At 59.6% G+C, this 14,348-nt stretch carries 14 protein-coding genes and 2 pseudogenes; 5 read left to right on the top strand and 11 right to left on the bottom strand.

Features of this window, described 5'->3' with window-relative positions; translation table 11 throughout:
* Positions 1-231: 231 nt before the first annotated feature.
* Complete coding sequence (locus tag RFER_RS08595; protein WP_049765635.1) at positions 232-1,470, bottom strand: MFS transporter; 1,239 nt, start codon at positions 1,468-1,470, stop codon at positions 232-234.
* The gene (locus tag RFER_RS08590) at positions 1,463-1,945 is read right to left on the bottom strand and encodes a MarR family winged helix-turn-helix transcriptional regulator (RefSeq protein WP_011463995.1); all 483 of its coding nucleotides are present in this window, start codon (positions 1,943-1,945) and stop codon (positions 1,463-1,465) included. Before RFER_RS08590 ends, RFER_RS08595 begins: the two co-directional genes overlap by 8 nt.
* Positions 1,946-2,003: 58 nt before the next feature.
* Here RFER_RS08590 and RFER_RS08585 point away from each other — a divergent pair, with 58 nt between their 5' ends.
* On the top strand, positions 2,004-2,555 hold the full coding sequence (locus tag RFER_RS08585) for a PaaI family thioesterase (RefSeq protein ID WP_041790447.1): 552 nt from the start codon (positions 2,004-2,006) through the stop codon (positions 2,553-2,555).
* 108 nt (positions 2,556-2,663) lie between these two features.
* On the opposite strand, the pseudogene RFER_RS24570 reads toward RFER_RS08585, so the two are convergent.
* Positions 2,664-2,759 (bottom strand): annotated as a pseudogene (locus RFER_RS24570) (IS6 family transposase); the annotation flags it as partial.
* Positions 2,757-3,000 (bottom strand): annotated as a pseudogene (fdxB, locus tag RFER_RS23440) (ferredoxin III, nif-specific); the annotation flags it as partial. The pseudogenes fdxB and RFER_RS24570, both read right to left, overlap by 3 nt.
* 298 nt (positions 3,001-3,298) lie before the next feature.
* Here fdxB and RFER_RS08575 point away from each other — a divergent pair.
* Positions 3,299-5,335 (top strand): spermidine synthase, encoded by a 2,037-nt coding sequence (locus RFER_RS08575; RefSeq protein ID WP_011463992.1) that lies wholly within the window; start codon positions 3,299-3,301, stop codon positions 5,333-5,335.
* Positions 5,336-5,414: 79 nt separating this feature from the next.
* Here the strand turns inward: RFER_RS08575 and RFER_RS08570 are convergent, their stop codons facing one another.
* Entirely contained in the window at positions 5,415-6,161 is a 747-nt protein-coding gene (locus RFER_RS08570) for a hypothetical protein (protein ID WP_166485692.1), read from the bottom strand.
* A 576-nt stretch (positions 6,162-6,737) separates the two neighbouring features.
* Between RFER_RS08570 and rpoH the strand changes: the two genes are divergently transcribed.
* Together rpoH and RFER_RS08560 are read left to right on the top strand one after the other, a co-directional pair.
* Positions 6,738-7,679, top strand: coding sequence for an RNA polymerase sigma factor RpoH (gene rpoH, locus RFER_RS08565; protein WP_011463990.1), 942 nt, complete (start codon positions 6,738-6,740; stop codon positions 7,677-7,679).
* A 72-nt stretch (positions 7,680-7,751) separates the two neighbouring features.
* Positions 7,752-8,744 carry a Bug family tripartite tricarboxylate transporter substrate binding protein gene (locus RFER_RS08560; RefSeq protein WP_011463989.1) on the top strand — a complete coding sequence of 331 codons (993 nt, stop codon included), beginning with the start codon at positions 7,752-7,754 and terminating at the stop codon, positions 8,742-8,744.
* A 261-nt stretch (positions 8,745-9,005) separates the two neighbouring features.
* On the opposite strand, the gene RFER_RS08555 is transcribed toward RFER_RS08560, so the two are convergent.
* From RFER_RS08555 to RFER_RS08535, 5 genes are read right to left on the bottom strand one after another with little or no spacing between them, the layout of a single operon-like run.
* Entirely contained in the window at positions 9,006-9,611 is a 606-nt protein-coding gene (locus RFER_RS08555; RefSeq protein ID WP_011463988.1) for an SCO family protein, read from the bottom strand.
* Positions 9,612-9,617: 6 nt separating this feature from the next.
* Positions 9,618-10,514, bottom strand: a complete 897-nt coding sequence (cyoE, locus tag RFER_RS08550) for a heme o synthase (protein ID WP_011463987.1) — start codon at positions 10,512-10,514, stop codon at positions 9,618-9,620.
* Entirely contained in the window at positions 10,511-11,707 is a 1,197-nt protein-coding gene (locus RFER_RS08545) for a COX15/CtaA family protein (protein WP_011463986.1), read from the bottom strand. Before RFER_RS08545 ends, cyoE begins: the two co-directional genes overlap by 4 nt.
* The gene (locus RFER_RS08540) at positions 11,697-12,479 is read right to left on the bottom strand and encodes an SCO family protein (protein WP_041790438.1); all 783 of its coding nucleotides are present in this window, start codon (positions 12,477-12,479) and stop codon (positions 11,697-11,699) included. Before RFER_RS08540 ends, RFER_RS08545 begins: the two co-directional genes overlap by 11 nt.
* The gene (locus RFER_RS08535) at positions 12,430-13,101 is read right to left on the bottom strand and encodes an SURF1 family protein (RefSeq protein ID WP_011463984.1); all 672 of its coding nucleotides are present in this window, start codon (positions 13,099-13,101) and stop codon (positions 12,430-12,432) included. The genes RFER_RS08540 and RFER_RS08535 overlap by 50 nt, the downstream gene beginning before the upstream one ends.
* Positions 13,102-13,167: 66 nt before the next feature.
* On the opposite strand from RFER_RS08535, the gene RFER_RS08530 reads away from it, so the two are divergent.
* Positions 13,168-13,389 carry a twin transmembrane helix small protein gene (locus RFER_RS08530; RefSeq protein WP_011463983.1) on the top strand — a complete coding sequence of 74 codons (222 nt, stop codon included), beginning with the start codon at positions 13,168-13,170 and terminating at the stop codon, positions 13,387-13,389.
* A 69-nt stretch (positions 13,390-13,458) separates the two neighbouring features.
* On the opposite strand, the gene RFER_RS08525 is transcribed toward RFER_RS08530, so the two are convergent.
* The gene (locus tag RFER_RS08525) at positions 13,459-14,340 is read right to left on the bottom strand and encodes a cytochrome c oxidase subunit 3 (RefSeq protein WP_011463982.1); all 882 of its coding nucleotides are present in this window, start codon (positions 14,338-14,340) and stop codon (positions 13,459-13,461) included.
* Positions 14,341-14,348 lie beyond the last annotated feature (8 nt).

Here is a 14,348-nt window from a genome sequence, read left to right as displayed (position 1 = left end):
AGTGTCGATTCCCACAAAGTCGTGAACAAAGCATCTTTCAAAATCAACGACTTCCTCGCCGGTCTCCCAAGGGGTCCTCGATCATGCAGGCATGTACGCTGGATCAACTCGCCACTTGAAAACTCTTCAAAGGCACGACTGAATGTGGAATCGAGTGTTGCGCCCAGACGGGTTGGCAACGCATCAGCGTCTTGTCAATCAGCGTTTCAAAGTGGCAGCCAGGTGGCAAGGTTAATGAGCCGCAACCCGTCGCAGGTGCCTTTCCCGGATTGGAAGGTTGACCAACGCAGCACCGGCTGCCAACAAGATATCGATGTACCAGACCCAGTCATAACTGCCCGTCGCCTGGAACACGTAGCCGCCCAGGAATGCACCGAAGAAGCCACCGATCTGGTGCGCCAGCATCACGATACCGAACAACATCGCCAGGTTGGAAGTGCCGAACATTTTGGCCACCAGTCCTACGGTCGGTGGCACGGTTGAAAGAAAGGTCACGCCCATGACCGCCGCAAAGATCAGCATCACGGCCGGTGTTTTTGGCGACAGCAGGAAGACCAGAACGGCCACGCCGCGGGTCGCGTAGAGCAAGGCGAGCAATGATTTCATGCGCCAGCGACCCACCGCCCATCCCATCGCGAGACTGCCGACGATATTGAACAGGCCGATCATGGCCAGCGCCCAACCCCCGATTTCCGGTGGCAAGCCACATGCAGCCACTACGCCAGGCAGGTGGGTAGCCAGGAAAGCGACATGAAATCCACACACCAGGAAGCCGAGACTCAAATAGCGGTAGTTGGGATTGGTGAGCGCCTGGCCGATGGCTTGGCGTGCATTGAGTGCCTGGGTGCCAGAGGCCGCTGCGGCCTGCGCAGCCAGGGCCTTCGAGTTGCCCTTGAGCACAAACACGGCCGGTAGCGCCAACGCCAGCATGATGCCGAGCCACTGCATCGCGCTGGCCCAGCCGACGGCTGCGGTCAGGCCAATGGCGATCGGTGCCATGGCAAACTGGCCAAAAGAGCCGCCGGCATTAACGATGCCGGTGGCGAGTCCGCGCTTTTCCGGTGGCACCAGGCGCGTACTCGCGGCCATCAATACCGAGGGGCCGGCCATGCCAGCGCCACCCGCGGCAAGTAGGCCGATGGCAAAGATCAGACCCAGGGTACTGGTCATGAGCGGTGTGATGAAGGTGCCAATGGCGACCAACAGCACGCCCAGAAAAATCACCCGGCCGGTACCGATGCGATCAGCCACGGCACCCGCAAATGGCTGAGTCAGGCCCCACCAAAGCTGCCCGAACGCAAAGGCCAGGCTGATACTGCCAATACCCAACGCAGTCGAGGTATTGAGCGCTGAAAGGAACAGGCCCATGGTCTGGCGCACGCCCATCGTCAGAGCAAAGGTGCCGCCCGCCGCCAGCAGCACCAACCAGACTGAAAATGGACGATCCCCCGCCGTCCGTCGCTTAATCAATGATGCCTCCTTCTGCGCAAAGGGCGAGAAGATCCAAAGACTCATCAATGAGTGCGTGCAGTGCCAACATGCGCGGCATACCAAAGAGGCGGTTAAGACTGCTCTGAGCGGCCTTCCAATGCCGCTGGGCGTCTTGTCGCTTCGCACGACCAGCATCGGTAATGGTGATTAGGCGGCTTCGTCCATCGGCCCCCTGCGCCAGGTGAACCCAATCCGCAGCCAGCAGGGGCTTGAGGTTGCGAGTCAACGTAGACGGATCCATTTTCATGGCGTGCGCCAGATCACCGGGGCGGATTGGACCCAGTTTGAGTACGTGCGACAAGAGCGAATACTGGGTGGTTCTGAGCCCGGTCTTGGCCAGTTCGGCGTCGTAATGTTGAGTCATACGACGCGTCAACTGACGCAGCTTCAGATTGGTACAACCCTGCAACTTGGCTTCAGCAGCCAAAGGCGGTGAAAGTAGGTTCTCTATCATGCAATCATTGTAGCTACAATGATTGCATATGCAATATTCATCACGAACCGGAAACACCATGACCAAAACAAATCACCTCGATGCCTGGCTTGCCGAAGAAAAAACCATTCGCGCTTTGATGGACGCAGGCGCCGGTCCAGGCGTTGCCCGGGCCGATCAGATCGCCGGCAAAACCGGACTGGAATTGATGCAGGCCATGCTGCGGGGTGAACTGCCGTACCCCCCGATTGCGCAAACACTGGACTTCACAATTCTGGAAGTTGGTCCCGGCCGTGCCTTGTTTCAAGGCGCTCCGGGCGTTGCGCACCTGAACCCGATGGGCACGGTGCATGGCGGTTGGTTTGCCACCCTGCTTGATTCGGCTTTGGGCTGTGCGGTCCAGACCCGCATGGCTCCCGGCCAGGGTTACACCACGGCTGAACTGAGTGTGAACTACTTGCGCGCCCTGACACCAAAGGTAAGCAGAGTGCGGGCTGAGGGCAAAGTCATTCACTGCGGGCGACAACTGGCCACAGCAGAGGCCCGTCTGATCGGCGCGGATGGTTCTCTCTACGCCCATGCAACCACCACCTGCCTGGTGTTTGAAATGCCTCCTCAGGCCACGAACTGATGACCACGACCGCCGAAGTGATGCCCGCCAGCGGTTTTTGTCGCGTCAACTCCTGATGAGCGTGATCCTGGCGGGGACAAATGGCAACCCTTCAGACTGGATCGCTCAGCGGTTGATCGAAAAATGGTCGACGAACACACCTCGCTCTTGCAGCATTTCCTCAAGATGGCGATAGCTCAATGGCTACGCCGCGTACCAACGGATGCAAAGCTCCTGGTGCGCAATCGTCATGACCTTCTTTTCGTATTCCTCGTCTTCATCGTCGTCCAGGTCCATGCGAATGCGCTCGCCATCCTCATTCAGGCCTACGAGTTCGAGCACGCCGCGCGGGCAGACCTTGAAGCAGCGACCGCAACCGATGCATTTTTCTTCGTGCAGGGCGGCCACAAAGGTCGGTGTCCAGGTGGCGCCGCTGGGCAGCGGTGACGTTAAAGGTGTTAATCATGGTTGGTTCTCCGTCGTAGGAGGCCTTCAAGAGGCTGATGCGGCGGCGCCGGGGTTGAGCTGCTTGGTGCAGTCTTCATTGCATTTTTGGTGCCAGGGGAAAACCGGGGCTTTTAGCCGTTCCATCCGGACATGGCCACTGGCGGCAAGGCGATTAGGCAGGTTTGAAGGAATTGCGACAAACGGTTTGCGACAAGGTAGTGTCTTGGCCAGAAAAATCGACCTTGCCGCGAAAGTTGGACCTGTACACTGCGCCCACTGTTAGGAGGCGCTTTCGCCACGGATCAACACGACGACCCATGAAAATTGACCTGCGCCTGACCTTTCACTACGGGCTTACCATTTTCCTCAGCGCGTTCCTGCTGTTCCAGGTACAGCCCTTGATTGGCAAGATGATTCTGCCCTGGTTTGGTGGCTCGGCCGCCGTTTGGACGACCTGCATGTTGTTCTTCCAGCTGGTCTTGTTGCTGGGCTATTTTTACTCCCACTGGGTGGTTCGCTACCTCAGTCCTTCCCGCCAAAGCCTGGTGCACGCCAGCTTGCTGTTGGTCAGCTTGCTGCTGATCCCGATCAGCCCGAGCCTGGACTGGAAGCCAACGGGCGCCGAGAATCCCACCCTGCGCATCCTTGGCTTGCTGACCGTGTCCATCGGCTTGCCCTACTTTGTGCTGTCAACCACGGGCCCGCTACTGCAGGCCTGGTTTGCGCGGGAGCGTTCGGGGCTGGTGCCCTATCGTTTGTTCGCCCTGTCCAACTTTGGCTCCATGCTGGCGCTGCTGGCCTACCCGGTGGCGGTGGAACCCATTTTCCCGACCCTCTGGCAGTCCTACCTGTGGTCGGGCCTGTATGCCTGCTTTGTCGCAGCCTGCGCGCTCCTGGCCTGGCGTGGGCGCCATGGCGTTCCCATCATCGAGCAAGCCCATCACGAAGGCCCGGCGCCGCGTTGGGGGGACAAGGTGCTGTGGGCGGCCCTGGCGGCCTGCCCGTCGATTTTGATGGTGGCCGACACCAGTTTCCTCACCACCAACATTGCACCCATCCCCATGATCTGGGTCGCACCCTTGGCCTTGTACCTGCTTTCATTCATCATGAGCTTTGAGCGCCGCGGCTGGTACCAGCGCAAAGTGTTCCTGCCTTTGCTGGTGCTGGGGTTGAGTGCTCTGGCCTACCTGCCAACCCTGGGGATTGACGTATTTCCCCTCTCAATCTCCATGGGGATCAACCTGGCGGCCTTCTTTGTCGCCTGCATGGTGTGCCACGGCGAACTCGCCCGCCTGCAGCCGCACCCCAGCCATCTGACCGGCTACTTCCTGATGCTGGCAGTCGGTGGTGTGGTCGGTGGTTTTTTTGTCGGGGTCATCGCGCCCTACTGGTTTAACAGCAACTACGAGTTGTCGATTGGCATTTTGCTCACCGGACTGGTTGCAGCCATCGCGATCATCCCCAAGATGGAATTTGCACGCCCTTTGTGGCGTCGCGTTGGTATTTTCTTTACTGCGGCGCTGCTGTTGGCGTTGGCCTGGATTCGCATTGACGACCACATGGAAGAGACCCGCGGCGCAGAACTGACGACGCGCAATTTCTACGGTACCTTGCAGGTCTTTAACAACGTACCGGATGCCTACCGCACCATGTACCATGGGCAAATCACCCATGGGCGACAACACACGGCACCGGACAAGCTGGACCTGCCCACCGCCTATTACAGCCCGGACGGCGGTGCGGGCAAAGCCTTGCAGATCAAGGCCGGACAGGGTCTACTGCGGGTCGGGGTGATTGGTCTGGGCGTCGGCACACTGGTGAGCTACGGACGCAAAGGCGATTACTTCCGGCTCTACGAGATTGATCCCATGGTGATCGACATCGCCCGCCATAATTTCAGCTTTCTCTCACGTACCCAAGCCGCTACCGAAATTGTTCTGGGCGATGCCCGCCTGCAGTTGGAGAGGGAACCCGCGCAATTATTTGACGTGCTGGTGGTTGACGCCTTCTCTGGCGACTCGGTGCCCATCCATTTGCTGACGCTTGAGGCATTTGCCCAGTACTTCAGGCATCTCAAGCCCGAGGGTGTGCTGGCGGTGCACATTACCAACCGGTTTTTGGACCTGCGGCCGGTGGTGAAGACGGCGGCCAATCATTTTGGCAAGGAGCTGCGTCTGGTGGATTCAGAGGGCATTCCTGAAAAATTGGTGTTGCGTTCACGCTGGGCACTGATCAGCAGTGATGCTGCCTTCTTCAGAGACCCCCGCCTCAGCAGTGCAACGACGATTGCCGATCCAGACCGGTTCCGGCCATGGAAAGATGACTACAGCAGTATCTTCTCCATCCTGCAATAGCGGCGCGCATGGCAGCTTGAATGGCAGGGCTGACTGGATCCATCCAGACGCAGTTCAAAAAGCAACCGGCCCGCAAAGCTCAAGGTTTGACGCCGTCGAAGACGAGGCCGTTACTTCGGTCACTGTTGAGCGCGGCCAGGTAGAGACGCTTTGCGCCCGAGTCAAAGTAGCCAATGCCGGTGACGGAACTCGTGCCGGTGGCGCAATTGCTGCCGCTGATCACAAGCGATAGATCGTACAGATTGCCTTTTGCGCGCGGCACGGCGAGTCCGGCGTATTGACAGCTGCTGGTTCCGGTGCCGGCAACCAGGCCCTGCGAATTGATCACCATCGTCATCGCCTCATTGCGGCCCGCCACGGAGGCGATGCCCACATAGTTGCCGGCGATCACTGACAGGCTAGGGGTTTTGTCATAGTCCGGGTTATACGCGCTGGTGAAGGTGTAAGTTGAATTAAGGTTGGGGGAGGTGACTGATCCGTTGAAACTTTGCTTGGTCGCGTAGCTTGCGGACAGCGTGGCCTTGTTGATGCCCTGCCCTGAGATGTTGAAGTCCAGGCCGTCGGAAGAGGAGAAACTGCCGTTAAGCGAGGTACCGGTGCCCTGAACAAAACCGGCAGTGAGGACGCTGACATTGGGCACCGAATAAAGAAGCCAATAGGTGCCGTTGTCAAGAACAACACCCGTCACCGTACGGGCTGTGCTGGTGCTTCCGGTCCACAGCCCTTCCGCACTGATGACCGGTGCAGACGGACTGCCGCCATTCCCGCCGCCACCACCACAAGCCGACAGTGCCAACAGCCATGACACAGCGAGAACTTTGATCATGGGGGTCGTCATGACTTTCACGATAGTTCCTTATGACAAATTCGGATGGTACACCCCCAGAAGATTAGGATTGCGGGGGCCGTCCCGCGGGCTGATGGCGCGAATCGGCGCATTCATCCGCCGCCCGGTCGTCACTTCTTCTACCCGGTTAACGCCAGGCAAAGGACACTCGTCAAAACAGAATTGCTACAAAAACAATAGCTGCTTGCGCCTATTGGACGGGGGCTACTGGCCTAAAACGTATATATTTCTCACATTGCGGACGCAGTTGCCGCAAGCGATGCCTTGAAGTGGGTGAGGGCCGTCGTCCTGGAACTGGCTACCTTGCTGTGGCTGCGCGTCTACCAACAGAGCCAGCCGGCGCTGGTTCGCTTGGTAAAAAAGCATGCCTAAGCGATCATCGACACCGACCTGCGCAAACCGAGTTCAAAACTCAGTGATAAAAATTCAAAACTCCCCGGGAATCGGCAATTGTCCAGTTTCGACTTTAAATCTATCGACCGCATTGAACTTCTGAATTAGCACTCTCTCTCATAGAGTGCTAACATTATAAATATGAGAAAAAGGAGTTCTGGCATGTCTTATCAATCTGGTGTTTCCGGTGCTGCCGTGGCTGTGGTCAACCCATGGTCCATGGTGCCCGCGCTGGGTAATCTTGACGCCTATATTTCTGCGGCCAATCGCCTGCCCATGCTCACCCTTGAGGAAGAGCAGGAGTTTTCGCGCAAGTTCAGACAAGACAACGACCTGGCGGCTGCCGGCAAGCTGGTGCTGTCGCACTTGCGGCTGGTGGTATCGGTTTCGCGCCAGTACCTGGGCTATGGCCTGCCGCACGGCGACCTGATCCAGGAAGGCAATGTGGGACTGATGAAGGCCGTCAAACGTTTTGACCCCGATCACGGTGTGCGTCTGGTGAGCTACGCGCTGCACTGGATCAAGGCCGAGATCCACGAGTACATCCTGAAAAACTGGCGCATGGTCAAGGTGGCGACCACCAAGGCCCAGCGCAAGCTCTTTTTTAACCTGCGCTCCATGAAACAGCGCTACAAGTCAGATGACGCTGCCGCCGACCTTGGCACCCACCGCGACACGCTGAACGAAGACCAGATTGACGCGATGGCCCTTGAGCTCAGGGTCAAGCGCGAGGAGGTCATGGAGATGGAAACCCGGCTCTCGGGGGGTGATGTGCTGCTCGACCCCAGCCCCACGGACGACGGTGACGACGCTTTTGGCCCGATTGCCTACCTGACCGATACCCGGCACGAACCCACTGAAATGATCGAGGCGCACCAGCGTGACCTGCTGGCCAGCGATGGCATTGCAACGGCGCTGGAGGCGCTCGATGAGCGCAGCCGGCGCATCGTGGAGGAGCGCTGGCTCAAGGTCAACGATGACAACTCGGGCGGCATGACGCTGCACGAACTGGCAGCGGTGTATGGCGTGAGCGCCGAACGTATCCGCCAGATCGAGGTGGCGGCGATGAAGAAGATGAAAAAGACGCTGGCCGAGTACGCTTGACATCCTGCGCCTGCGACACAATGCCCCTGACGGCCACGGCCCGCAGGGGCATTTTTCATTCAAGGGATAGTCATGCACCGCAAACTGCTTCAAATTACTACTATTTTTATAGCTGCTTGCGCAGTAGCTACGGGGGCTATAGGCCAAAAAGACGCCAAGCCTGTGCAGGCCTGGCCGACCAGGACGGTGCGCATCGTCGTCGGCTTTCCGGCCGGTTCGTCACCTGACCTGACCGCGCGCACCCTCGCCGAACCGCTGGCGAAGGCGCTGGGCCAGCTCGTGATCGTGGAAAACAAGGTGGGCGCCGGCGGCAATATCGCCGCCGACTACGTCGCCCACGCCACCGATGACCACACCCTTGGTCTCATGATCAATGGCAACCTGACGATCGCCAAGCTGCTCAACCCGAAGCTCCCGTACGATCCGCTGAAAGACCTCACGCCCGTCAGCCTGATCGGCGTGTCGCCCCTGGTGTTGACGGCGCCGGTCGGCTCGCCCGGCGCGAGCGCCAAGGACTTTTTGGCGGCGGCGCGCCAAGCGGGGGACACCTGGAGTTATGGCTCGCCGGGCGTGGGCACCGTGGGCCACATCGGCATGGAGCTGCTCAAGAGCAAGACCCAGATCAAGCCGGTGCATGTGCCCTACCCCGGCTATCCGCAGGTTGCCAACGCCATGCTCGGCGGCCAGTTGCAGCTGTCCATGTTGCCGCCGGCGCTGGCCATGGCGCATATCAAAGCGGGCAAGCTGCGCGCCATCGGCGTGACGTCCAGCGGACGCAGCACGCTGGTGCCGGAACTGCCCAGCCTGGCGGAGGCCGGTGTGCAGGGTTTCAATCTGGAAATCTGGAACGCCATCGCCGCGCCGAACTCGCTGCCCCAGCCGGTGGTTGCCAGACTGTCCGCCCTGTTCAGCACCATCGCCCGCGCGCCCGACATGCGCCAGAAACTGTTCCAGCAAGGCTGGCAGGTGGTGGGCAGTTCGGCCGAGGGCTTGGCCAAACGCATCCAGCTCGATACCGCCTTGCTGGGCGGCGTGATTGCCCTGCGGGGCATCCAACCCGATTAATTGCAGAATTCGGCACCAGCCACCGTCCACGGGACACAGTTTGCTATTATTTCGATAGCAAACGCAGGGCGCGGCGCAAAATGCAGCGGGTCTGGGGCGCATCGGACTCGACCAGCCAGCGCTCGCCCAGCTGACCGACCCATTGAAGCGGCGAATGTTTTCATCCGGGTCCCGTACCCACGGCTGCAACAGCAGCAGGCCCTCATCCAGCGGGTCGCGCCTTTTGGCCCCCCAGCAACGGCCTAACGTCGATCACGCGGCCTACTGCTGCAGCAAGAGCTTGATGTCGGCCGCAAGCAGCGCAGCGCCGCTGCCATAGCGGTTATACAGACGCAACTTGCCCTGCGTGTCGTACACGAAGCTGCCCGCCGAATGATCCATGGAGTAGCTGGTGGGCGTGGGACCCTCCACTTTTTTGTAATAGACCTTGTAGTCTTTGGCCAGCACAGCCAGTTTTTCCGGCGTGGTGTAGAGCGCCAGAAAGGTCGGATCAAAGGCTGCCATATAGCCTTTGAGCACCTCGGGGGTGTCACGCGCTGGATCGACCGTGACGAACAAACCCTGCACGCGTTCGCCATCCTTGCCCAACAAGCGCTTCACCTCGGCCAGTTCAGCCATCGAGGTGGGGCAGACATCCGGGCACTGCACATAACCGAAGAACATCACCACCACCTTGCCGGCAAAATCCTTGAGGGTCCTGGGCTGGCCATTGTGGTCGGTCAAGGCGAAATCTTTGGCGTAATCGGCACCGGTGAGGTCAATTCCGGCAAAACTCGGCCCCTGTTTGGAACAGGCAGGAATAAGGCCGATAGCCCCCGTCAATAGGGCGTAAATAGCTATTAATTTAAGAGCATTTCGTTTGTTCATGGGGTATCAAAGCAGATAGTGATCCAGAAGCAAGGCGGCAAACAGCAGGCTCAGATGGATCAGTGAGAAGCGAAAGGTTTTGCGGGCCAGCAAGTCCGAATAATCACGCCAGAGATAGAAGGCATACAGACAAAAGCCAAGATTCAAAACCACGGCGGCAATCAGGTAAAGCCAGGAACTCATGCCGTAGACATACGGCATCAAACAGGCAGCAAACAAAATGAAGGTGTAGAGCAGCACCATCAAGCGGGTGAACTCATTGCCGTGTGTCACCGGCAGCATCGGCAGGCCCGACTTGCGGTAGTCCTCCACGCGGTACAAGGCCAGTGCCCAGAAATGCGGCGGCGTCCACAAAAAGATAATCAGAAACAAAATCAGCGCTTCCGGGCCGACGTCGCCCGCCATGGCGGCCCAGCCCAGCACCGGCGGCATGGCGCCGGAGGCGCCGCCAATCACGATGTTTTGCGGCGTCAGTGGCTTCAGAATCACGGTGTACACCACCGCATAACCAATAAAGGTGGCAAAGGTCAGCCACATGGTCAGCGGGTTGACCCAAAAATACAGCAGTATGGAGCCCGCCGCGCACAACACGGCCGAAAACAGCAGCGTCTGCCAATCGGCCAGTTCGCCCCTTGCGGTCGGCCGCCAGGCCGTGCGCTTCATCTTGGCGTCGATGCTTTTTTCGACAACGCAATTGAAGGCCGCCGCTGCGCCCGCCACCAGCCAGATGCCCAGGCAAGCCAACAAGGCCAGTTGGAGCTCGGCCCAGGTCGGCAAGCCCGGCACGGCCAGCACCATGCCGATCAAGGCGCAAAACACAATCAACTGAATCACGCGCGGTTTGGTCAGCGCATAAAACTGCTTGATAACCGAGACCTCAACACTCAGAACATGGACGCTCATGCGGTCTGTCTCACGGCTGTGAAATCTGGCACGACCGACACCCTGGCGCTGCTGCCCGTGCGACTCGCGGCCACGGTCCACGTCAGAACAAGCACCAGTGCGCCCGCGCCGCCGGTGTGCAAAACGGCAGCCAGCAAAGGCCAGTCCAGCACCACATTGCTCAGGCCCGTCGCCAGCTGCAGTCCAACCAGTGCAGCGATCCAGCGCGACGGGTTGCGTAGTGCCGTCACGCGGTTCAACCGCCAGGCCAACACACCGAGCAACGCCAATACCAGGGACGCCATCAAGCGGTGAACATAGTGAATGGCCGTCAGGGCCGCAAAGCCGATGTACTCGCCAGCCGCCGTGAAACCGAGTGGGCGCCAGAGCTCAAAACCTTCCGAGAAGTCCATCAGCGGCCACCAACTGCTCTGGCACTTGGGAAAATCGGTACAGGCCAACACGGCGTAATTGGTGCTGACCCATGCCCCCAGAGCGGCTTGCAGCACCAGCAATACAAAAGACAGCCCCAGCAACCGGCGCAAGCCAGGGGAAAGGGCAACCGGTGCGACCTTGCCTTCGAGTTGCGCAAACTGCACAACCTGCACGCACAGCAGGGCCAACAGAACCAGGCCACCGAGCAAGTGCAGGGTAACGATGGCGGGAAAAAGCTTCATCGTGACGGTCAACGCGCCAAAAGCACCCTGAACACAGACCCAGAGCAAAGTCAGAGTGGGCCACCACGGGCTGATAGGCTGCACCTGCATGTTGCGCCCGCCAGCGCTGCGGCCCAGCCAGGCCACGGCCGTCAGCACCAGGATCAACACACCAACGCTGGTGGCCAGATAGCGGTGAATCATTTCTACCCAGGCTTTGCCGGACGTCACCGGGCCAGTGGGCATGGCGCTTTGGGCGGCCGCAATCGCAGCATGCGCCCCAACCGGGCTGGCCTTGCCATAGCAACCGGGCCAGTCCGGGCAGCCCAGCCCGGAGTCGGTCAAGCGAGTAAAAGCCCCAAACATGACCAGATCAAAGGTGAGAAACAGGGTCAACAGCGTCAACGCCTGAACCCGACCCAAGGGAGAAGCGCGCCGATGCCGAAACCACACCCACGCCATGGGCGCCAGGGCCAGCACGGCACCGCCAAACATCATCTGCACCAGCGGCGACAGATCGTAAAGGGCTTGCACCGTCATGGCGTTGCTACTTGGCATTTTCACCCCTCCCCTCAGTCAAAGACGCGCGCCCCGGCTGATCCCACGAGTTGGAGGCGCGCAACAGCCGCTCCAGGTCCCGCTTGACCTTGGCCGCGCTGGCCAGGTCCAGATTGGCCGGAAACCGCATCATCCAGTTGCCCAACGGGTCTACCAAATACAGATGCTCCGTCAGCCGATGGCCGCGGGCCGGTTCCAGCCAGTTGGAGAGTGCCTGCCCATCGGCGCGCAGTACCGTGGCGTCCTTCAAGGCAGGCAGCAAGCGCTCGGGCACGGGGGCGGCGTCGGAGATCAACCAGACCCAGTCCACCCGCTCTTTGTCTTTGCCCAAACCCTCGCGCAACTGGCGTTGCAGGTACAAATGGCGGCTACAGACTTCATCGCAGGCACCGTTGGCCACGCTCAACAAGAGCCATTGCCCTTTCAGCGCCTTCAGGCTGCTGGCCTGCCCGCTCAAGCTGACCACGGTCTGCTCCGGCAAGGGGCGCTGCGGGTCAACCAACTCACCGAAATTACGCCGCCCTTCCGGCCTGAAAACATAGAAAGTCAAATAGGAGGCCAGCACCGGTGCAGCACAAACCAGCAGCACGACCAGCATCTTCCAGCGTCCAGTGGCGGTGCGCCGGGCCTGCGCGTCCATCACGCGCGCCGGTGAAGGCAGGGAGTGAACCGTCATGCCCAGCGGTTGGTCGCCGTGACCGTTGGCCCGATGCTGGGATGCTTCAGGCGCGGCGCGGGTAAATGAATCGTCTAACAATTTGGAACCAGACATAAAGAATCGCAATCAGGCTGCTCAAGGCAAACCATTGGAAAGCATAACCGTAATGCTTTTCCACGCCGACTGCAGGCTGTGGCCAGTCACGCAACATGCCGTCGCCGGCTGCGCCCGTTTGCTGAACCGACACCGGCAGGAGCGCCAGACCCGTCTCGACGGCCAAGCCAGCCAAATCGATATTTTGCCGGATGAGGCCGGTATCCGAGCCGCTCAACTCGTATAACTTGGCCGGCGGCGGGGCAATACGGCCCACAATCTCCCGCACACCAGCCGGTGATTCAATCGTGGGCAAATGGCTGCGATCCATGAAGTTGCGCGCCACCCAACCGCGCTGAACCAGCACCACAGCTGCACTGCCCTCCAGCCGCATCGGCGTCACCACATACAGGCCGGTCCGGCCATTCATCGGGCGGTTGTCCAGAAACACCGTACGTTCGGGAATCCACTGGCCCCGCAGCGCGACACGTCGGTGCAGTTCAAGGGCAGGATCAGCGCGCGCCGCCAGGACTCGACCGTCCAGGATTGACATCGTCGACTTGGCCTCCATGCCGGCCTGCATGGCGACTTTCTGCGCGGCCCGCGACAATTGCCAACGCCCGAGCGCCAGCGTGCCGGCCATTGACAGCAGCGCAAGCGCAGTGATCAGCCAGGACCGCCAGCCCGCGTTCACGAGATAATCCAGTCGATGAAATACTTTGTCATTCTTGCATTTGCGGCCATTGTCATCAGCCTGGGAACAGCCCTATTTTTCATGATGAAGAGCGATTCAAAAGGAAAATCCAGAAGCCAAAAAATGGCGCTGGCGCTGGCCTTGCGGGTGGGGCTTTCGATTGCGCTGTTTATCGCCATCCTGCTGGCCTGGAAACTGGGGCTGATCCAGCCGAGCGGCATTTCTGCAGGGCAGTAAACGGATCAAGCGCTGCGGCAATCAAAAAGGCACCCTGCGGTGCCTCCCTTTTCACAGCCGCACGGTAGCTTACAGCCAATAGACCAGCGTGTAGAGGCCAAGCCACACCACGTCGACAAAGTGCCAGTACCAGGCGGCCCCTTCAAATCCGAAATGCCGCTCTGCCGTGAAATGACCTCGTTGCAGTCGCAAGGTGATGAACAGCAGCATCAACATGCCCACAAACACGTGGAAGCCGTGAAAACCGGTCAGCATGAAAAAAGTGGAACCATACACGCCTGATGTCAGCTTCAGGTTCATCTCGTGATACGCGTGGTAGTACTCATAGCCTTGCACCAGCAGGAACACGATACCCAGCAAAACCGTGAGCCACATGAAGGCCACCGCCCTGCTGCGATGGGCGCCGATCAAGGCATGGTGGGCAATGGTCAGTGTCACGCCGGAGCTCAGCAGGATCGCGGTATTGATGGTGGGCAACCAAAAGGGTGTCATGGTTTGGAACGGCTCCACGATGTCCGCCGGTGAACCGGTCACGCCAGCGGCCAGACTCGGCCACACGGCTTTGAAGTCGGGCCAGAGCAAGCCGTTCTCGATACCGCCCAAGGCGGGTATTGAATGGGCGCGAGTCCACCACAAGGCGGTGAAGAACGCCCCGAAGAACATCACTTCGGAGAAGATGAACCAGCTCATGGCCCAGCGGTAAGACGAGTCAACCTTGTGCCCATACTGGCCACCTTCACTCTCACCCACCGACTCACTGAACCACTGGTACAGCACGCCGGCAAACCACAGCAAGCCAAAATAAAACGAGTACTTGCCCCACTCCGCGCCATTGATCCACTGACTGGCGCCCAGCAAGACAAAAAACAGGCCCACAGCCGCAAAAAAGGGATGCCGCGAGGGGCCGGGCACGAAATAGTGCGGGGTTGCAGCCCCGATTGTTGAACTCATATCAGCTC

This window comes from Rhodoferax ferrireducens T118, from assembly GCF_000013605.1.
Taxonomy (GTDB): Bacteria; Pseudomonadota; Gammaproteobacteria; order Burkholderiales; family Burkholderiaceae_C; genus Rhodoferax; species Rhodoferax ferrireducens.
Note: the sequence above shows the minus strand (reverse complement) of the source record. Positions and strands in the feature narration are given on the sequence as shown.

Coding starts and splice junctions, on each gene's coding strand:
- RFER_RS08585 (WP_041790447.1), top strand. CDS start 2,004: ATGACCAAAACAAATCACCTCGATGCCTGGCTTGCCGAAGAAAAAACC.
- RFER_RS08535 (WP_011463984.1), bottom strand. CDS start 13,101: ATGGCCGGCACGCTGGCGCTCGGGCGTTGGCAATTGTCGCGGGCCGCG.
- RFER_RS08555 (WP_011463988.1), bottom strand. CDS start 9,611: ATGAACAAACGAAATGCTCTTAAATTAATAGCTATTTACGCCCTATTG.
- RFER_RS08540 (WP_041790438.1), bottom strand. CDS start 12,479: ATGTCTGGTTCCAAATTGTTAGACGATTCATTTACCCGCGCCGCGCCT.
- RFER_RS08530 (WP_011463983.1), top strand. CDS start 13,168: ATGAAATACTTTGTCATTCTTGCATTTGCGGCCATTGTCATCAGCCTG.
- RFER_RS08590 (WP_011463995.1), bottom strand. CDS start 1,945: ATGATAGAGAACCTACTTTCACCGCCTTTGGCTGCTGAAGCCAAGTTG.
- RFER_RS08560 (WP_011463989.1), top strand. CDS start 7,752: ATGCACCGCAAACTGCTTCAAATTACTACTATTTTTATAGCTGCTTGC.
- RFER_RS08570 (WP_166485692.1), bottom strand. CDS start 6,161: ATGATCAAAGTTCTCGCTGTGTCATGGCTGTTGGCACTGTCGGCTTGT.
- RFER_RS08525 (WP_011463982.1), bottom strand. CDS start 14,340: ATGAGTTCAACAATCGGGGCTGCAACCCCGCACTATTTCGTGCCCGGC.
- RFER_RS08545 (WP_011463986.1), bottom strand. CDS start 11,707: ATGCCAAGTAGCAACGCCATGACGGTGCAAGCCCTTTACGATCTGTCG.
- rpoH (WP_011463990.1), top strand. CDS start 6,738: ATGTCTTATCAATCTGGTGTTTCCGGTGCTGCCGTGGCTGTGGTCAAC.
- RFER_RS08575 (WP_011463992.1), top strand. CDS start 3,299: ATGAAAATTGACCTGCGCCTGACCTTTCACTACGGGCTTACCATTTTC.
- cyoE (WP_011463987.1), bottom strand. CDS start 10,514: ATGAGCGTCCATGTTCTGAGTGTTGAGGTCTCGGTTATCAAGCAGTTT.